The sequence below is a fragment of the Pseudomonas vranovensis DSM 16006 genome, assembly GCF_000425805.1.
Lineage (GTDB): Bacteria > Pseudomonadota > Gammaproteobacteria > Pseudomonadales > Pseudomonadaceae > Aquipseudomonas > Aquipseudomonas vranovensis.
Window position 1 is genome coordinate 118736 of the sequence record NZ_AUED01000021.1, and the last position, 18174, is coordinate 136909.

Genomic DNA, 18174 nt, shown 5'->3' on the forward strand with positions numbered 1-18174 from the left:
GGTCATCCTTTTTTGCTGGTCCGCGGATCCGGCGGATCCTCGCGGGTCACTTCCCGATACCAGAGCTCATGGTGTTTTTTCGCCCAGGCGCGACTGACCCAGCCGTGCAACATCGCGCTGACCGAACCTTTGATCCAGATCCCGGCATAAATGTGCACGATGATGCTCAGCACCAGCACGAACGCCGCCAGTGCATGCAGCAAGGTCGCCAGGCGAATCGCACCGATGTCGAAGTACTGGCTGAACCACGCGCGCCAGATCACGATGCCGCTCAACAACAGAATCAACATGCAGATCAGCAAGGTCCAGAACAGCAGCTTCTGACCCGGGTTGTACTTGCCGATTGGCGGTACGCCCTCCTCTTCGTTACGCATCACACGATCAATGCGCCGCAACCACAAGCGGTCGTTGCCGCTGATGAAGTTGGCGCGCCAGAAGCGAAACACCAGGCCCAGGAAAAACACGAACATGGCCACACCCAGGAACGGATGCAGGATTCGCGTCCAGGGCCCGCCACCGAACAGGTGACTGAGCCAGAATAGCGCCGGATGAAACAGCGCCAGCCCCGACAGTCCGGCGAAAATGAACAAGATCGCGACGATCCAGTGATTGGTCCGTTCGTTGGCGTTGTAGCGCAGGATGGGTTTGTCGCTCATGGTCGTTCCTCCCCTTGCGCACCAGGCTTGTTCGGGTCGAACACATGCACCGCCGGGTCAACCACATGCACGCTGGAATCCGGCGGGATGGGGTGTTCATCCTCTTCCACCCGTTGCGGGCCGATCCGCACGTAGTGGAAGAACCCGGCCAGCACCGCCGCGCCCATGGCCAGCAGCGCCAGCGGCTTGCTCACCCCTTTCCACAACCCCACCAACGGGCTGATCACCGGCTGGTCCGGCAGGCCGGCGTACAGTTTCGGTGAGTCGGCGTGGTGCAACACGTACATCACATGGGTGCCACCGACCCCATCGGGGTCGTACAAGCCGGCGTTGTCGAAGCCACGCGACTTGAGGTCGACGATGCGCTCGGCAGCATGCTCCTTCATGTCCTCCTTGCTGCCGAACACGATCGCCCCTGTCGGGCAGGTCTTCACGCAAGCCGGCTCCAGCCCCACGGCGACGCGGTCGGAGCACAAGGTACACTTGTAGGCCTTGTGGTCCTTCTGCGAAATCCGCGGGATGTTGAACGGGCAGCCAGTGATGCAATAGCCGCAACCGATGCAGTGGTCCTGGTTGAAATCGACAATACCGTTGGCGTGCTTGATGATTGCCCCGGGGCTGGGGCAGGCCTTCAGGCAGCCTGGATCGGCGCAGTGCATGCAGCCATCCTTGCGGATCAGCCACTCCAGGTTGCCGTCGTCGGTCTCATGCTCGGTAAAGCGCATCAAGGTCCAGGTTTCAGCGCTCAGGTCATGGGGATTGTCGTAGGTGCCATAGCTGTGCCCTACCTCGTCACGCAGCTCGTTCCACTCCGAACAGGCCACCTGGCACGCCTTGCAGCCAATGCACTTGGTGGTGTCGATCAGCTTCGCAACCTCTTCCTGCTGGCGGATCGAGGGCGGCGGTGTGGTGGTGGCCGAACGGGCAATGATGTCTTGGCTGGCCATCAGATTTTCTCCACGTTGACCAAGAACGACTTCGATTCCGGCGTCTGGGTATTACCGTCACCGAGGAACGGCACCAGGGTGTTGGTCAGGTAGCCGTGTCGCGTCACCCCGGTAAACCCCCAGTGCAGCGGAATGCCGATCTGGTGCACGGTCTGGTTGTTGACCTGCAGCGGCCGAATCCGCTTGGTCACCACCGCCACAGCCTCGATATGCCCACGCTTGCAGGTGACGCGCACCCGGTCACCTGCGGCGATGCCCTTCTCCTTGGCCAGTACCTCGCCGATTTCGACGAACTGCTCCGGCTGGGTCACGGCGTTGATCGGACAGTGCTTGGTCCAGAAGTGGAAGTGTTCGGTCAATCGGTACGTGGTAGCGGCGTACGGGAAGTCCTTGGCTTGCCCCAGGGAATCCCAGACCGAATCGAATACCCGGCCCGCCGGGTTGCTGGTCGCCTTCTTGTTGTTGGGGTGCAACGGGTTGACCCCGATAGGTGTTTCAAACGGCTCGTAATGCTCCGGGAATGGCCCTTCGGTCATCTTGTCCAGGGCAAAGAAACGCGCCACGCCTTCGGGGTTCATGATGAACGGGTTCATGCCCGCTTCCGGCGGCACATCCGCTTTGTAGTCCGGCACGTCGGTGCCACCCCAGGCCTTGCCGTTCCACCACACCAGGCGCTTGTTCGGCGACCAGGGCTTGCCCTGCACATCGGCCGACGCCCGGTTGTAGAGAATTCTCCGATTCGCGGGCCATGCCCAGGCCCAGCCCAGGTTCTGCTTCATGCCGAACGGGTCGGCATTGTCGCGCCGGGCCATCTGGTTGCCCTGCTCGGTCCAGCTGCCACAGAAGATCCAGCATCCGGACGCGGTACTGCCATCGTCCTTGAGCTGGGCGAAGCCGGCCAGTTGCTGCCCGGCCTTTAGGGTCGCGCCAGTGGCATCGGTGACATCGGCCACGGCGTAGCCGTTGAACTCCTTGGCAATCTCTTCCGGTGACGGTTCGTGGGCAACCTTGTACGGCCAGTTGAGCTTGAGGATCGACTCCGCCCAGGCCCCGCCTTCCTTCTGGTAGCGTTCGCGCAGGCGCAGGAACAGCGCACTCATGATCCACACGTCGGTCCGGGCCTGGCCCGGTCCTTCGGCGCCCTTCCAGTGCCACTGCAACCAGCGGCTGCTATTGACCAGCGAGCCGTCTTCCTCGGCAAAACAGGTGGTCGGCAGGCGGAACACTTCCGTTTGCACATTCGCCGAATCGACATCGTTGTACGGCCCGGCATTACGCCAGAACTCCGAGGTCTCGGTGGCCAGCGGATCCATGACTACCAACCACTTGAGCTTGCTCAATGCGGCAGTGACACGGTTTTTGTCCGGTAAGGCGGCAATCGGGTTGAAGCCCTGGCAGAAGTAACCGTTGACCTGCTCCTTGGCCATCATGTCGAACATCTTCAACACGTCGTATCCAGGAATATCCAGCTTGGGCAGGTAGTCATAGCCCCAGTTGTTCTCGGCCGTGGCGTTGGCGCCATACCAGGCCTTCATCAGGCTGACATGGAACTTGCCGTAGTTCTGCCAGTAGGACATCTGACCCGGTCGCAACGGCTTGGACGCGCGCTTGGCAATGTAGGCGTTGTAGTCCTGTTCGGCATCCGACGGCAAAGTCAGGTAGCCCGGCAGCAAGTTGGACAACAGCCCAAGATCGGTCAGCCCCTGGATATTGGAGTGACCGCGCAAGGCGTTGACCCCGCCGCCCGGCATGCCGACGTTGCCCAGCAGCAACTGCACCATGGCTGCACTGCGGATGATCTGCGAGCCGATCGAATGCTGGGTCCAGCCCAGGGCATAGAGGATCGTCATGGTCTTGCCCGGTTGCGAGCAGGTGGCGATCTCTTCCCAGATCTTGCGCATGCTGTCCACCGGCATGCCACAGATCTGGCTGGCCAGTTCCGGGGTGTACCGGCTGTAGTGCTGCTTCATCAGTTGGAACACGCAGCGCGGGTCTTGCAGGGTAGGGTCTACCTTGGCAAAACCGTCTTCACCAATTTCGTAGCTCCATCCGGACTTGTCGGTGTAGCTGCGCTTGTCGGCGTCATAGCCACTGAACAAACCGTCCTCGAAAGTGAAGCCTGCTTTGACGATGAACGACACGTCGGTGTAGTTGTGCACGTACTCGTGCTGGATCTTGTCATTGCTGATCAGGTAGTTGATCAACCCACCCATGAAGGCGATATCCGTGCCGGTACGGATCGGCGCGTAATAATCGGCTACCGAAGCGGTTCGGGTAAAACGCGGGTCGACCACGATCAGGCGGGCCTTGTTATGGGCCTTGGCCTCGGTTACCCATTTGAAGCCACATGGATGGGCTTCTGCAGCGTTGCCACCCATCACCAGGATCAGATTCGCGTTGGCGATATCAGTCCAGTGGTTGGTCATGGCTCCACGGCCGTACGTCGGGGCAAGACTTGCCACCGTCGGGCCATGTCAGACACGTGCCTGGTTGTCGAACCCCAGCATGCCAAGACTGCGGATGACCTTGTGGGTCATGTAGCCGGCTTCGTTCGAGGACGCCGAAGCGGCCAGGAAGCCCACGCTCAGCCAGCGGTTGACCGTCTGGCCCTGGGCGTTTTTCTCGATGAAGTTGGCGTCGCGGTCGGCCTTCATCAGCTCGGCGATACGGTCCAGTGCTTCATCCCAGGAGATCCTCGTCCACTCCTTGCTCCCCGCTTTACGTACTTGCGGGTACTGCAGGCGGTTGGGGCTGTGGATAAAGTCGAGCAGGCCGGCGCCTTTGGGGCACAGGGTGCCGCGGTTCACCGGATGGTCGGCATCACCCTCGATGTGGATGATGTTCTGGGCGACGTTCTTGGCCGCATCACCCTGGCTGTACATGATCAAGCCACAACCCACCGAGCAATACGGACAGGTGTTGCGGGTTTCTTTGGTATGCGCCAGCTTGAAGTGACGCACCTGCTCGGCGAAGGCCGCTGTCGGGGCCATGCCCAACGCAGCCAGGCTCGAGCCTCCAAGGCCGATTGCGGCGACCTTGAAGAACTGCCGACGGTTGAGATCCATCGTGCACTCCTGATCAGGTGGTGGACGCGCGGGACGTTGCCGGCGTCTCTTGAACGATCACGGTGGTGACATTTACAGCCGTCACCAGTTGATACTCTAGTCAAGAATTCAGGAGAGGGCGTGGAGACAACCAGAAAGTTCTGACACCACACGAGGGAGTAGGACTACTTATCTCTGCGAAACGCCCTGCTACGTTGGCCAAAACGTAATCAAGGACAGCAACACACTATGAAAACAGCCCGTAAGGTCGCAGCGCTCTTTGCAGTGATTGCACCACTGATGCTCGCAGGCCCCGCACAGGCCTCGCCGCCTTCCATTACAGCGACGATGGCGCAAACGATGGTCGACGCCGCAGCGCGGGCAGCCCAGGAGAAAGGCTTCTCGATCGTTATCAGCATTGTCGACAACCATGGCAACCTCAAGCACTTCCATCGCATGGACAACACCAGCGTCGGCAGTATCGAGGTGTCCCGGCTCAAGGCATCGACCTCCGCGCAATTCCCGGTCTCGACCAAGGTGCTGGCAGAGCGAAGTGCCGCAATGCCGGCCAATCCCTACACCGCTATCCCGGGCTTTCTGTTACTGGAAGGTGGATTGCCGGTCATGTCCAAAAGTGGCATGCACATCGGCGGTATTGGTATCAGCGGTGCAACACCTGAGCTGGATGGCCAATTTGCCCAGGCGGCAATTGATCAACTGAACCAATAAGTTGACGTCGTGAAATAAAACAAGCCTGGCAACGGTAGCAATGCCAGGCTTAGTTGAAATTAACTACCGATCCCCAGAGACAATAAAATTGTCATCTGCCAAATGATGGACCTGAATTTCGTTACTGCAATCACTGCCATCTTCCTTGACGAATCTGTAGTGAGCCAGCAGGAAAACTTCACGGCTCATCGGTTTACTGACGCGCAGACTGTTCCCCAATGCGATACAGATGCCCCCTACCGTTGTGATGGGACCTGGGTACATCTGGATGTACTGAAGCAAGGTGGGCCTGACAGCCTGTCGTAATAGATGGTAGATGGGCCCAAAATTAGCGTAGCGACCCCAACCGCACCTATTATGAAGCCGACTATCAGCAGCAGTCCGCCATTGTAGACACCGCCACCCGCTTGACCATCGAGATAAGCTGCGTACTTTTTGGAGAATCCAGCGACATGAAAATCTTCGGCAGTAAGCGCCAACTGTATTAGATTCTGTTTCTGTTCCTCATTACTTGCTTGCATGATCCACTCCATTGAAAAGTGAATACTAAGCAATGACGATGGCGAAAAAAGACCAAACAAACAACTTCAGAAATCCCCCACGAAGAATAAAAACTTCTCCACGCAAAATAATGGATTTTAATGCTCCAAAAAAAAGCCCGTGGCGCAAGGCCACGGGCTTTGGGTACAACAGGATCGGGCAACTGATCAGAACGGGATATCGTCATCAAAGCTGTCGAAATCAGCAGCTGGTTGCGGTGCGGCCTGCTGAGGCGCAGGACGCTGCTGGGGCGCCGACTGTTGTGGACGAGGAGCCTGCTGACGCGGCGCCTGGTTGTAGTTGCCGCCACCCTGCTGCTGGGAACCGTCCTGGTTTTGCGGACGACCGCCGAGCAGCTGCATGGTGCCCTGCATGTCGACGATGATCTCGGTGGTATAACGCTTGATGCCGTCTTTTTCCCACTCGCGGGTTTGCAGCTTGCCTTCGATGTAGACCTGCGAACCTTTGCGCAGGTACTCACCGGCGATCTCGGCAACCTTGCCGAACATCGAAACACGGTGCCACTCGGTGCGCTCGACCTTCTGGCCGGTCTGCTTGTCGGTCCACTGCTCGCTGGTGGCCAGGCTCAGGTTGGTCACGGCGTTACCGTTGGGCAGGTAGCGGACTTCGGGATCCTGACCGCAGGTACCGACCAGAATGACTTTGTTAACCCCACGGGCCATAACGTTCTCCTAGGCTTCGCACGCTTCGGAGGCCGGGTTTACCAGGCGCTCCAGGGTCGTGCGATCCAAAATTTGTGTATCAAGTTTGATATAGATGGCGGCTTCATCGGCCACCACCACTGCGTCGGTTACACCCGGCACGGCCAGTAGCCGCTCGGTCAGTCCCGCTTCGCGGACCGCCTCGGCCGACAACGGCAAGCGCAGGCTGGTCACGTACGGCGGTTCACGCATGCTCAGGGCCACGATCCACCACAGTGCACACAAGGCTGCGCAGCCCAGGAACACCGTGCTCAGGCCTCCGTGCTGGAACAACCAGCCACCGAGAATTCCTCCCAGCGCGGCACCAAGGAACTGGCTGGTGGAGTACACCCCCATTGCCGTGCCCTTGCCGCCGGCGGGCGACACCTTGCTCACCAGCGAAGGCAAGGATGCCTCCAGCAGGTTGAAGGCAGTAAAGAATATCACGGTGCCGATCACCAGTTCGTGCAAGTTGTCTGCTGACAGCCAGAAGAACAGCTCGGTGAGCATCAACACACTGACCGCGCCCAGCAGGACGCGTTTCATCTTGCGCTTTTTCTCGCCATAGATAATGAACGGGATCATTGCAAAAAATGAGACCAGCAAAGCGGTCAGGTACACCCACCAATGCTCTTCCTTGGGCAAGCCACCCCGCTCCACGAGCGCCAGAGGCAAGGCAACGAAGCTGGCCATCAGGATGGCGTGCAGGACGAAGATACCCACATCCAGGCGCAGCAGGTCTGGATGACGCAAGGTAGGGCCCAGCGCCTGCTTGGCGACACCCGACTCACGGTGCTGAAGGGCTCCATGTGACGCCGGCACCACGAATGCAATGATAGCGATACCCACCAGCGCCAGCGCGGCGGTAGCCAGAAACAGTCCCGAGAGCCCGAAAGCACGGGTGAGCAATGGCCCGACCACCATGGCCACCGCAAAGGACAAGCCGATGCTCATGCCGATCATGGCCATGGCCTTGGTCCGATGCTGCTCCCGGGTAAGGTCCGACAGCAACGCCATTACCGCAGCGGAAATCGCGCCAGCGCCCTGCAGGATACGTCCGGCAATCACCCCCCAGATCGAGTCGGCCTGAGCCGCGAGCACACTGCCCAGGGCAAAGATGACCAGGCCCAGGTAGATCACCGGGCGCCGCCCTATCCGGTCGGAAATGACCCCAAATGGAATCTGCAGGAATGCCTGGGTCAGACCATAGGCGCCAATGGCCAGGCCGATGAGCGCCGGCGTAGCACCAGCCAGGTCCATGCCATAGGTCGCCAGCACCGGCAGGACCATGAACATGCCCAGCATGCGGAAGGCGAACACCATGGCCAGGCCGCTTGCGGCGCGGGTTTCGCTGCCACTCATGCGTTCGCTGTGGGTATCGTGCATGGATAAACCTCGTGTGAACCGGCGGCGATTCTACCAGTCCCATCGCTTAACGGCATATACGCGACGCTTTGCCGCGTAATGGCAGGGCGCCGTATACTCAACTGTTTATGCCCGCCGAGCGAGGCCGCAGTGGACAAGATCCTGATTCGTGGGGCAAGAACCCACAACCTGAAGAACATTGACCTGACCCTGCCCCGGGACAAGCTGATCGTCATTACCGGCCTGTCCGGTTCCGGCAAGTCGTCATTGGCCTTCGACACCCTCTATGCAGAAGGCCAGCGTCGCTACGTCGAATCGCTGTCGGCCTATGCCCGGCAGTTCCTGTCGATGATGGAAAAGCCCGATGTCGACACCATCGAGGGCCTGTCACCGGCCATTTCCATCGAACAGAAATCGACTTCGCACAACCCCCGCTCCACCGTGGGCACCATTACCGAAATCTACGACTACCTGCGCCTGCTCTATGCCCGCGTCGGCACTCCACGCTGCCCGGATCACGACATTCCGCTCGAAGCCCAGACTGTCAGCCAGATGGTCGACCTGGTGCTGGCCCAGCCTGAAGGCAGCAAGCTGATGCTCCTGGCCCCGGTCATTCGCGAGCGCAAGGGTGAACACCTGGCCGTGTTCGATGAACTGCGCGCCCAGGGTTTTGTGCGCGCCCGGATCAACGGCAAGCTGTACGAACTCGATGAGCTGCCGAAACTGGATAAGCAGAAAAAGCACACCATCGACGTAGTGGTCGATCGCTTCAAGGTGCGTGAAGATCTGCAGCAACGCCTGGCCGAGTCCTTTGAAACCGCACTGAAGCTCGCTGATGGTATTGCCCTGGTTGCCTCGATGGATGACGAGCCGTTTGAAGAGATGATCTTCTCGGCCCGCTTTGCCTGCCCGGTCTGCGGCCATGCCATCAGCGAGCTCGAGCCCAAGCTGTTTTCGTTCAACAACCCGGCAGGCGCCTGTCCGACCTGCGATGGCCTGGGGGTCAAGCAATTCTTTGACACCAAGCGACTGGTCAATAACGAACTGACCCTGGCCGAAGGCGCGATACGTGGCTGGGACCGGCGCAACGTTTATTACTTCCAGATGCTGGGTTCGCTGGCCACGCACTTTGACTTCAGTCTCGAAGTGCCCTTTGGCGAACTGCCGGCCGAACAGCAGAAAGTTATCCTGCACGGCAGCGGCAAGCAGAACGTCGACTTCAAGTACCTCAATGACCGTGGCGACATCGTCAAGCGCTCGCACCCGTTCGAAGGCATCGTGCCTAACCTGGAGCGCCGCTATCGCGAGACCGAATCGGCCACCGTACGCGAAGAACTGGCCAAGTTCCTCAGCACGCAACCCTGCCCCGATTGTCGAGGCACGCGCCTTCGTCGTGAAGCACGACACGTCTGGGTGGGTGAAAAGACCCTGCCAGCAGTCACCGGGCTGCCTATCGGCGATGCCAGCGACTACTTCGGCGGCCTGAAGCTGACCGGTCGCCGTGGCGAGATCGCCGACAAGATCCTCAAGGAAATCTGTGAGCGCCTGCAGTTCCTGGTCAACGTCGGTCTCGACTACCTGACCCTGGACCGCAGCGCCGATACCCTGTCCGGTGGTGAAGCACAGCGTATCCGCCTGGCCAGCCAGATCGGCGCGGGCCTTGTCGGGGTGATGTACATCCTCGACGAGCCTTCCATCGGCCTGCACCAGCGCGACAATGACCGACTGCTGGCGACCCTCAATCACCTGCGCGATATCGGCAACACAGTGATCGTGGTCGAGCACGACGAAGATGCCATTCGCCTGGCCGACTATGTAGTGGATATCGGCCCAGGCGCCGGCGTCCACGGCGGCCGGATTGTGGCAGAGGGCTCTCCGGCCGATGTCATGGCCCATCCTGACTCACTCACCGGCAAGTACCTGTCGGGACGCGTCAAGATAGCCGTACCGGCCAAGCGCACCCCGCGCAACAAAAAGCTTTCACTCAAGCTCAAAGGCGCACGTGGCAACAATCTGCAGAATGTCGACCTGGAAATCCCGATCGGCCTGCTGACCTGCGTGACCGGAGTTTCAGGCTCGGGCAAGTCAACGCTGATCAACAACACCCTGTTCCCGCTCAGCGCGACCGCCCTCAATGGCGCCAGTACGCTGGAAGCGGCACCGCACGACAGCTGTGACGGCCTGCAGCACCTGGACAAGGTGGTTGACATTGACCAGAGCCCAATCGGCCGCACGCCACGCTCGAACCCGGCGACCTACACCGGTTTGTTCACGCCGATTCGTGAACTGTTCTCGGGCGTGCCGGAGTCCCGCTCCCGCGGTTACGGCCCGGGGCGTTTCTCCTTCAACGTCAAGGGCGGACGCTGTGAGGCCTGTCAGGGCGACGGCCTGATCAAGGTCGAGATGCACTTTTTGCCCGACATTTACGTGCCCTGCGATGTGTGCAAAAGCAAGCGCTATAACCGCGAAACCCTGGAGATCAAGTACAAGGGCAAGAACATCCACGAGGTCCTGGAAATGACCATCGAGGAAGCCCGTGTGTTCTTCGATGCGGTACCGGCCCTGGCGCGCAAACTACAGACCCTGATGGATGTCGGCCTGTCGTACATCAAGCTGGGGCAGTCGGCGACCACCTTGTCTGGCGGTGAAGCGCAGCGGGTTAAGCTGTCGCGCGAACTGTCCAAGCGCGATACCGGCAAAACGCTGTACATCCTCGATGAACCGACCACCGGCCTGCATTTTGCCGACATCCAGCAGTTGCTCGATGTACTGCACCGTCTGCGCGACCATGGCAACACCGTGGTGGTGATCGAGCACAACCTGGACGTGATCAAGACTGCCGACTGGATCGTCGACCTGGGTCCGGAGGGAGGCTCCAAAGGTGGTCAGATCATTGGATGTGGCACACCGGAAGAAGTGGCCGAGATGAAGCAGTCCTACACGGGCTACTACCTCAAGCCGCTGTTGTTGCGCGATCGCGCGTAAGAACAGCACTGACAAAAAGCCCCGCACTGGCGGGGCTTTTTTTTGTTTCACGAAAATTACATCTGCGATTGCAGGTAATTCTCCAGGCCGATCGACTTGATCAGACCCTGCTGCTTTTCCAGCCAGTAGGTGTGATCTTCTTCGGTGTCAGCCAGTTGCAGGCGCAGGATGTCGCGGCTGATATAGTCTTTGTGCAGTTCGCACAACTCGATGCCCTTGCACAGCGCGGCGCGCACTTTGTATTCCAGGCGCAGGTCGGCAGCGATCATGTCTGGCACGGTGGCACCGACATCGAGGTCATCAGGACGCATGCGCGGCGTGCCTTCAAGCATGAGGATACGGCGCATCAGGGCATCGGCGTGCTGTGCCTCTTCTTCCATCTCGTGGTTGATACGCTCGTAGAGCTTGCTCAAGCCCCAGTCTTCGTACATCCGCGAATGGATGAAGTATTGGTCGCGTGCCGCCAGTTCGCCCGTCAGCAACGTGTTGAGATAATCGATTACGTCCGGGTGACCTTGCATCGCCCTGCCTCTCCCTGTTTGAAAGTCATAGTTTGAACCAGGATGATCGCGAGGTCACTGAGATTTGCGCAATAAAGTGGAAAAAAATCGGTAAACGGTAGTGATATTCATTGAAAAACCGCCCAAATGAGGGCGGTTCTTTTTATCACTTCGACTTAGGCGAGATTTATGCCCAAAGCGCTGGCAATCCCTTCTCCATAGGCCGGATCTGCCTTGAAGAAATGCTGCAACTGACGCTGTACCACGTCCTCGGAAACACCAGCCATCGCGCCTGCAATGTTGCTGATCAACAGTGCCTTCTGCCCTGGATCCATCAAGCGGAACAGCGCACCGGCATGACTGTAATAGTCGGTGTCTTCGCGGTGATCATAGCGATCTGCCACGCCATTCAGGGTGAGCGCAGGTTCTGCGAACTGTGGCGCCTGCTTTGGAGCATGGTCGTAGCTGTTAGGCTCATAGTTCGGCGCGGCCCCACCATTGGTGCCGAACACCATGGCGCCGTCACGCTGGTAGCTGTTTACCGGACTGCGTGGCGCGTTTACCGGCAACTGTTGATGGTTGGTACCCACGCGGTAGCGATGGGCGTCTGCGTAGGCGAAAACGCGCCCCTGAAGCATACGATCTGGCGAAAGGCCGACGCCTGGCACCATATTGCTCGGGCCGAACGCCGCTTGCTCGACTTCTGCGAAGTAGTTCAACGGATTGCGGTTGAGCTCCAACTCACCGATTTCGATCAGCGGGTAGTTCTTCTGTGACCAGGTCTTGGTGACGTCGAACGGGTTCTCATCGCGACTAGCCGCTTCTTCTTCGCTCATCACCTGGATGCAAACGGCCCATTTAGGGAAGTCACCCCGCTCAATGGCTTCAAACAAGTCACGTTGTGCGTAGTCAGGGTCGGTACCTGCCAGGCGTGCAGCTTCGGCCGGTGCCAGGTTCTTGATCCCTTGCTTGGTCTTGAAGTGCCATTTGACCCACGTGCGCTGACCCTCTGCATTGATCAGGCTGTAGGTATGACTACCGAAACCGTGCATATGGCGGTAACCGTCCGGAATGCCGCGATCGGAGAACAGAATGGTGACTTGGTGCAGGGCCTCGGGCGAATGCGACCAAAAGTCCCACATCATCTGCGCACTTTTGAGGTTGCTTTGCGGCAGACGCTTCTGGGTGTGGATAAAGTCAGGAAATTTGAGTGGATCACGGATGAAGAACACCGGCGTGTTGTTGCCAACGATGTCCCAGTTACCTTCCTCGGTGTAGAACTTCAGCGCAAAACCGCGCGGATCGCGCTCAGTGTCCGCCGAGCCTCGCTCTCCACCGACAGTGGAAAAACGCAGGAAAGTTTCAGTCTGCTTGCCCACATTGCTGAACAAACTGGCGCAGCTGAATTGAGTGATATCACGCGTTACGGTGAAGTTGCCATAGGCTCCCGAGCCTTTGGCGTGAACACGACGCTCAGGAATATTCTCGCGGTTGAAATGGGCGAGCTTTTCGATCAAGTGGAAGTCGTCAAGCAGAAGCGGGCCACGCGGGCCTGCCGAACGCGAATTCTGGTTGTCCGCGACCGGCGCTCCGCTGGCGGTGGTCAGTACTTTGTTCTGGCTCATGCACTCTCTCCCTATCGGTCTTGAACGGCCGGCTAATCGGCTTGGGATGAGTATCGACCAGGACTATGACAACACCAAATTCATTACATGATTCAGATCAATAGATTATTACAATGCATATAGACACAAAAAACCGGGCACTAGGCCCGGTTCCTTGTTACAGACTGTTCGCCTTACTCAGCAGCTTCTACCGAGCCACCGACAGGACGATCAACCAGCTCGACGTACGCCATAGGTGCGTTATCGCCAGCGCGGAAACCGCACTTGAGGATACGCAGGTAGCCGCCCTGACGGGTGGCATAGCGCTTGCCCAGATCGTTGAACAGCTTGCCGACGATTTCTTTCGAACGGGTACGGTCGAAAGCCAGGCGACGGTTAGCTACGCTGTCTTCCTTGGCCAGGGTGATCAGCGGCTCGGCAACGCGGCGCAGTTCCTTGGCTTTTGGCAGGGTAGTTTTGATCAGCTCGTGCTCGAACAGCGACACCGCCATGTTCTGGAACATAGCCTTGCGGTGAGAGCTGGTACGGCTCAGGTGACGTCCACTTTTACGATGACGCATGATTCATTCCTTACCAAACACTACGTTCGGTGATTACGACGATCAGGCAGTCGCCTTGTCGTCCTTCTTAAGACTTGCAGGCGGCCAGTTGTCGAGGCGCATGCCGAGGGACAGACCACGGGAGGCCAGAACGTCCTTGATTTCAGTCAGGGACTTCTTGCCCAGGTTCGGAGTCTTCAACAGTTCTACTTCGGTGCGCTGAATCAGATCGCCGATGTAGTAAATGTTCTCCGCCTTAAGGCAGTTGGCCGAACGCACGGTCAATTCCAGATCGTCAACCGGACGAAGCAGGATCGGATCGATCTCGTCTTCCTGTTCGACTACCACAGGTTCGCTGTCACCTTTGAGGTCGACGAACGCAGCCAGCTGCTGTTGCAGGATGGTTGCGGCACGACGGATAGCCTCTTCTGGGTCCAGAGTACCGTTGGTTTCCAGATCAATTACCAGCTTGTCCAGGTTGGTACGCTGCTCGACACGGGCGTTTTCCACCACGTATGCGATACGGCGAACCGGGCTGAACGAAGAGTCGAGCTGCAAGCGACCAATGCTGCGGCTTTCGTCTTCATCGCTCTGACGCGAATCGGCCGGCTCATAACCACGACCACGAGCTACGGTGAGCTTCATGTTCAAGGCGCCGTTGGACGCCAGGTTAGCGATTACGTGATCGGGGTTAACGATCTCGACATCATGATCCAGCTGAATATCGGCAGCGGTAACCACCCCCGAACCCTTTTTCGACAAGGTCAGCGTAACTTCGTCACGACCGTGCAGTTTGATAGCCAGGCCTTTCAGGTTCAACAGGATTTCAATGACGTCTTCCTGTACACCTTCGATTGCCGAGTACTCGTGGAGTACACCGTCAATCTCGGCCTCGACTACTGCACAGCCAGGCATGGAGGACAACAGGATGCGGCGCAGCGCGTTGCCCAGGGTATGGCCAAAGCCACGCTCGAGAGGCTCGAGCGTGATTTTAGCGCGGGTTGGACTGACGACCTGCACATCGATGTGGCGGGGCGTCAGGAACTCATTTACCGAAATCTGCATGGATGCACCTATTTTCTAGCCCTTACTTGGAGTAGAGCTCGACAATCAGGCTTTCGTTGATGTCGGCGGACAGGTCGCTGCGAGCAGGAACGTTCTTGAAAACGCCCGACTTCTTGGCAGCATCCACATCTACCCACTCAACGCGGCCACGCTGGGCGCACAGTTCAAGGGCTTGAACAATGCGCAGCTGGTTCAGCGACTTCTCGCGAACCGCGACCACGTCACCCGGACGAACTTGGTAGGACGGAACGTTTACAGTCTTGCCGTTTACGCTGATCGCTTTGTGCGAAACCAGCTGACGGGATTCGGCACGAGTAGCGCCAAAGCCCATACGATAAACGACGTTATCCAGACGGCATTCGAGCAACTGCAGCAGGTTCTCGCCGGTAGCACCCTTCTTGGAGGCTGCTTCCTTGTAGTAACCGCTGAACTGACGCTCGAGAACGCCATAGATACGACGTACTTTTTGTTTCTCACGCAGCTGGGTGCCGTAGTCGGATTGACGACCACGACGCTGACCGTGGATACCTGGGGCTGCTTCGATGTTGCACTTCGATTCCAGAGCGCGAACGCCGCTCTTCAGGAACAGATCGGTGCCTTCACGACGAGACAGTTTGCATTTTGGACCAATGTAACGTGCCATTTATCTGTCTCCTGATTACACGCGGCGCTTCTTCGGCGGACGGCACCCGTTATGCGGGATTGGCGTCACGTCGGTGATGCTGGCGATCTTATAGCCACAACCGTTCAAAGCACGAACAGCGGACTCACGACCTGGACCTGGACCCTTGACGTTGACGTCGAGGTTCTTCAGACCATATTCCAGCGCAGCTTGACCAGCACGCTCAGCAGCTACTTGAGCAGCGAACGGGGTGGACTTGCGGGAACCGCGGAAACCCGAACCGCCGGAGGTAGCCCAAGACAGAGCGTTACCTTGACGATCGGTGATGGTCACGATGGTGTTGTTAAAAGACGCGTGGATGTGGGCGATGCCATCAACCACTGTCTTTTTGACTTTTTTACGAGGACGAGCAGCAGGTTTTGCCATTTCTAAATTCCTGTCGATTCGCTGGTGCGATTACTTGCGGATCGGCTTACGCGGGCCCTTACGGGTACGCGCGTTGGTCTTGGTACGCTGACCGCGTACTGGCAGACCCCGACGATGACGCAGGCCGCGGTAGCAACCCAGGTCCATCAACCGCTTGATTTTCATGTTGATGTCACGGCGCAGATCACCTTCGGTGATGTACTTCGCAACTTCAGTACGCAGCGATTCAACCTGCTCGTCGCTCAGATCCTTGATCTTAGCGGCTGGGTTGACCCCAGTCTCTACACAGATTTTCTGTGCAGTAGTGCGACCAACACCATAGATGTAGGTCAGCGAGATAACAGTGTGCTTGTTATCTGGAATGTTGACGCCTGCAATACGGGCCATTCAGTGGGACTCCAATTGACAGCTACCTACGCCCCGGAAGCCAAGAAATAGGGCGCGAGATAATATCGCTGTAGAAACAAATAATCAACCCAGCAGCGCACTAGCTGCTGGGTTTGAAGCGCAGATCACACTCAGCCTTGGCGCTGCTTGTGACGTGGTTCCGCACTGCAAATTACTCGAACAACACCTTCGCGGCGAATAATTTTGCAGTTACGGCACAGCTTTTTCACCGATGCACGAACTTTCATCACCAACTCCTCGAACCTTAAGGGTCTCTCAGCGCAGCAAACCGCTGCCGCCGTAACCTTTCAGGTTGGCTTTCTTCATCAGGGATTCGTACTGGTGCGAAACGAGGTGCGATTGTACTTGGGACATGAAGTCCATCACAACCACTACCACAATCAGCAACGAGGTCCCGCCAAGGTAGAACGGAACGTTTGCCGCAACCACCAGGAACTGGGGAAGCAGACAGACGGCCGTCATATAAAGAGCACCGAACATGGTCAAGCGGGTCAGAACGCCATCAATGTAGCGCGCCGACTGCTCACCTGGACGGATACCCGGAATAAAGGCACCGGACTTCTTCAGGTTCTCCGCTACGTCTTTCGGATTGAACATCAACGCCGTATAGAAGAAGCAGAAGAAAATAATCCCTGCACTAAACAGCAGAATATTCAACGGCTGACCAGGAGCGATCGACTGCGAGATGTCCTGCAACCAGCCCATACCTTCGGACTGACCGAACCAGGCACCCAGCGAAGCCGGGAACAGCAAGATGCTGCTCGCGAAAATGGCAGGAATAACACCCGCCATGTTCACTTTCAGCGGCAAGTGGCTAGTCTGCGCAGCGAAGACCTTGCGGCCCTGCTGACGCTTGGCGTAGTGAACGGCGATTCGACGCTGACCACGCTCAATGAACACCACAAAACCGATAATCGCTACTGCCAGCAAACCGATAGCGACCAGAGCGAAAATGTTGATATCGCCCGTACGTGCAGACTCGAAAGACTGCCCGATTGCTCTCGGAAGACCGGCGACGATACCTGCGAAGATCAACATCGAGATACCGTTGCCTACACCGCGCTCCGTGATCTGCTCACCCAGCCACATCATGAACATCGCACCAGCCACAAACGTGGATACTGCAACGAAATGGAAGCCAAAGTCAGCAGAAAACGCCACGCCCTGACCGGCCAGACCAATGGACATGCCAATGGCCTGGACCAGCGCCAGGATTACGGTGCCGTAGCGGGTGTACTGGCTGATCTTGCGACGGCCAGCTTCACCTTCCTTCTTCAACTGCTCCAGCTGCGGGCTAACGGCGGTCATCAGCTGCATGATGATCGATGCCGAAATATACGGCATGATCCCCAATGCAAAGATGCTCATCCGCTCCAGCGCGCCGCCGGAAAACATGTTGAACAAGCTAAGAATGGTCCCCTCATTCTGTCGAAACAGTTCCGCCAGCCGGTCCGGGTTGATACCTGGAACTGGGATGTGTGCGCCTATCCGATAGACGATGATCGCCAGGAACAGAAAACGCAGACGAACCCAAAGTTCAGACATCCCGCCTTTGCCGAGCGAAGAGAGAGCACCTTGCTTAGCCATTTATTCCTCGAACTTGCCGCCAGCTGCTTCGATAGCCGCACGCGCACCTTTGGTGGCTGCGATACCCTTGATGGTGACCGCGCGAGTAACTTCGCCCGACAGCATGATTTTCACACGCTGTACGTTCTGGTTAATCACGTTGGCATCCTTCAAGGATTGCACGGTGACAACGTCGCCTTCCACTTTGGCCAGCTCGGACAGACGCACTTCTGCGCGGTCCATGGCTTTCAGGGAAACGAAGCCGAATTTCGGCAGACGACGGTGCAGCGGCTGTTGACCGCCTTCAAAGCCTGGAGCGATGGTGCCACCGGAGCGGGAAGTCTGACCTTTGTGACCACGGCCACCAGTCTTACCCAAACCACTACCGATACCACGACCCGGACGATGCTTCTCGCGACGGGAACCCGGCGCTGGACTCAGATCATTGAGTTTCAT

General features: G+C 58.0%; 17 protein-coding genes. 2 read left to right on the plus strand and 15 right to left on the minus strand.

Going from position 1 to position 18174, the window contains the following annotated elements:
* Positions 1–2: 2 nt before the first annotated feature.
* The 3 genes from H621_RS0116425 to fdnG are packed head-to-tail and all read right to left on the minus strand — an operon-like array spanning position 3 to position 4668.
* Positions 3–656: a formate dehydrogenase subunit gamma gene (locus H621_RS0116425; protein ID WP_028944465.1), complete on the minus strand. Its 654-nt coding sequence runs from the start codon at positions 654–656 to the stop codon at positions 3–5.
* Positions 653–1603, minus strand: a complete 951-nt coding sequence (fdxH, locus tag H621_RS0116430) for a formate dehydrogenase subunit beta (protein WP_028944466.1) — start codon at positions 1601–1603, stop codon at positions 653–655. The genes H621_RS0116425 and fdxH overlap by 4 nt, the downstream gene beginning before the upstream one ends.
* Positions 1603–4668 carry a formate dehydrogenase-N subunit alpha gene (fdnG, locus tag H621_RS0116435; protein WP_146117332.1) on the minus strand — a complete coding sequence of 1022 codons (3066 nt, stop codon included), beginning with the start codon at positions 4666–4668 and terminating at the stop codon, positions 1603–1605. The genes fdxH and fdnG overlap by 1 nt, the downstream gene beginning before the upstream one ends.
* Positions 4669–4896: 228 nt before the next feature.
* On the opposite strand from fdnG, the gene H621_RS27160 reads away from it, so the two are divergent.
* Positions 4897–5376, plus strand: a complete 480-nt coding sequence (locus tag H621_RS27160; RefSeq protein WP_028944469.1) for a GlcG/HbpS family heme-binding protein — start codon at positions 4897–4899, stop codon at positions 5374–5376.
* Between the two features lie 707 nt (positions 5377–6083).
* Here H621_RS27160 and H621_RS0116455 read toward each other — a convergent pair.
* Together H621_RS0116455 and H621_RS0116460 are read right to left on the minus strand one after the other, a co-directional pair.
* Entirely contained in the window at positions 6084–6599 is a 516-nt protein-coding gene (locus H621_RS0116455; protein WP_028944471.1) for a single-stranded DNA-binding protein, read from the minus strand.
* 9 nt (positions 6600–6608) lie between these two features.
* A complete protein-coding gene (locus H621_RS0116460; protein ID WP_028944472.1) occupies positions 6609–8003 on the minus strand; it encodes an MFS transporter in 1395 nt (464 codons plus the stop codon).
* A gap of 129 nt (positions 8004–8132) precedes the next feature.
* Here H621_RS0116460 and uvrA point away from each other — a divergent pair, with 129 nt between their 5' ends.
* Positions 8133–10967, plus strand: a complete 2835-nt coding sequence (gene uvrA, locus H621_RS0116465; protein ID WP_028944473.1) for an excinuclease ABC subunit UvrA — start codon at positions 8133–8135, stop codon at positions 10965–10967.
* A 56-nt stretch (positions 10968–11023) separates the two neighbouring features.
* Here uvrA and bfr read toward each other — a convergent pair whose 3' ends face one another.
* The 10 genes from bfr to rplO all read right to left on the minus strand — a co-directional run bounded on the left by bfr (position 11024) and on the right by rplO (position 18174).
* Positions 11024–11488 carry a bacterioferritin gene (gene bfr / locus H621_RS0116470; RefSeq protein ID WP_028944474.1) on the minus strand — a complete coding sequence of 155 codons (465 nt, stop codon included), beginning with the start codon at positions 11486–11488 and terminating at the stop codon, positions 11024–11026.
* A 155-nt stretch (positions 11489–11643) separates the two neighbouring features.
* Positions 11644–13092 (minus strand): catalase, encoded by a 1449-nt coding sequence (locus tag H621_RS0116475; protein ID WP_028944475.1) that lies wholly within the window; start codon positions 13090–13092, stop codon positions 11644–11646.
* A gap of 173 nt (positions 13093–13265) precedes the next feature.
* Positions 13266–13652 carry a 50S ribosomal protein L17 gene (gene rplQ, locus H621_RS0116480; RefSeq protein WP_002555463.1) on the minus strand — a complete coding sequence of 129 codons (387 nt, stop codon included), beginning with the start codon at positions 13650–13652 and terminating at the stop codon, positions 13266–13268.
* Between the two features lie 42 nt (positions 13653–13694).
* Complete coding sequence (locus tag H621_RS0116485; RefSeq protein ID WP_003186012.1) at positions 13695–14696, minus strand: DNA-directed RNA polymerase subunit alpha; 1002 nt, start codon at positions 14694–14696, stop codon at positions 13695–13697.
* A 22-nt stretch (positions 14697–14718) separates the two neighbouring features.
* Entirely contained in the window at positions 14719–15339 is a 621-nt protein-coding gene (rpsD, locus tag H621_RS0116490; protein WP_028944476.1) for a 30S ribosomal protein S4, read from the minus strand.
* 15 nt (positions 15340–15354) lie between these two features.
* Complete coding sequence (gene rpsK / locus H621_RS0116495; RefSeq protein WP_002555466.1) at positions 15355–15744, minus strand: 30S ribosomal protein S11; 390 nt, start codon at positions 15742–15744, stop codon at positions 15355–15357.
* A gap of 30 nt (positions 15745–15774) precedes the next feature.
* Complete coding sequence (gene rpsM, locus H621_RS0116500) at positions 15775–16131, minus strand: 30S ribosomal protein S13 (RefSeq protein ID WP_028944477.1); 357 nt, start codon at positions 16129–16131, stop codon at positions 15775–15777.
* Between the two features lie 131 nt (positions 16132–16262).
* Positions 16263–16379 carry a 50S ribosomal protein L36 gene (gene rpmJ / locus H621_RS28095; protein WP_002555468.1) on the minus strand — a complete coding sequence of 39 codons (117 nt, stop codon included), beginning with the start codon at positions 16377–16379 and terminating at the stop codon, positions 16263–16265.
* A 28-nt stretch (positions 16380–16407) separates the two neighbouring features.
* On the minus strand, positions 16408–17739 hold the full coding sequence (secY, locus tag H621_RS0116505; protein WP_028944478.1) for a preprotein translocase subunit SecY: 1332 nt from the start codon (positions 17737–17739) through the stop codon (positions 16408–16410).
* On the minus strand, positions 17740–18174 hold the full coding sequence (gene rplO / locus H621_RS0116510) for a 50S ribosomal protein L15 (protein ID WP_010220318.1): 435 nt from the start codon (positions 18172–18174) through the stop codon (positions 17740–17742).

Excerpts from the sequence above, each read along its gene's own strand:
- H621_RS0116425 (WP_028944465.1), bottom strand. The coding sequence starts at position 656 with ATGAGCGACAAACCCATCCTGCGCTACAACGCCAACGAACGGACCAAT.
- fdxH (WP_028944466.1), bottom strand. The coding sequence starts at position 1,603 with ATGGCCAGCCAAGACATCATTGCCCGTTCGGCCACCACCACACCGCCG.
- H621_RS27160 (WP_028944469.1), top strand. The coding sequence starts at position 4,897 with ATGAAAACAGCCCGTAAGGTCGCAGCGCTCTTTGCAGTGATTGCACCA.
- H621_RS0116455 (WP_028944471.1), bottom strand. The coding sequence starts at position 6,599 with ATGGCCCGTGGGGTTAACAAAGTCATTCTGGTCGGTACCTGCGGTCAG.
- H621_RS0116460 (WP_028944472.1), bottom strand. The coding sequence starts at position 8,003 with ATGCACGATACCCACAGCGAACGCATGAGTGGCAGCGAAACCCGCGCC.
- bfr (WP_028944474.1), bottom strand. The coding sequence starts at position 11,488 with ATGCAAGGTCACCCGGACGTAATCGATTATCTCAACACGTTGCTGACG.
- H621_RS0116475 (WP_028944475.1), bottom strand. The coding sequence starts at position 13,092 with ATGAGCCAGAACAAAGTACTGACCACCGCCAGCGGAGCGCCGGTCGCG.
- rplQ (WP_002555463.1), bottom strand. The coding sequence starts at position 13,652 with ATGCGTCATCGTAAAAGTGGACGTCACCTGAGCCGTACCAGCTCTCAC.
- H621_RS0116485 (WP_003186012.1), bottom strand. The coding sequence starts at position 14,696 with ATGCAGATTTCGGTAAATGAGTTCCTGACGCCCCGCCACATCGATGTG.
- rpsD (WP_028944476.1), bottom strand. The coding sequence starts at position 15,339 with ATGGCACGTTACATTGGTCCAAAATGCAAACTGTCTCGTCGTGAAGGC.
- rpsK (WP_002555466.1), bottom strand. The coding sequence starts at position 15,744 with ATGGCAAAACCTGCTGCTCGTCCTCGTAAAAAAGTCAAAAAGACAGTG.
- rpsM (WP_028944477.1), bottom strand. The coding sequence starts at position 16,131 with ATGGCCCGTATTGCAGGCGTCAACATTCCAGATAACAAGCACACTGTT.
- rpmJ (WP_002555468.1), bottom strand. The coding sequence starts at position 16,379 with ATGAAAGTTCGTGCATCGGTGAAAAAGCTGTGCCGTAACTGCAAAATT.
- secY (WP_028944478.1), bottom strand. The coding sequence starts at position 17,739 with ATGGCTAAGCAAGGTGCTCTCTCTTCGCTCGGCAAAGGCGGGATGTCT.
- rplO (WP_010220318.1), bottom strand. The coding sequence starts at position 18,174 with ATGAAACTCAATGATCTGAGTCCAGCGCCGGGTTCCCGTCGCGAGAAG.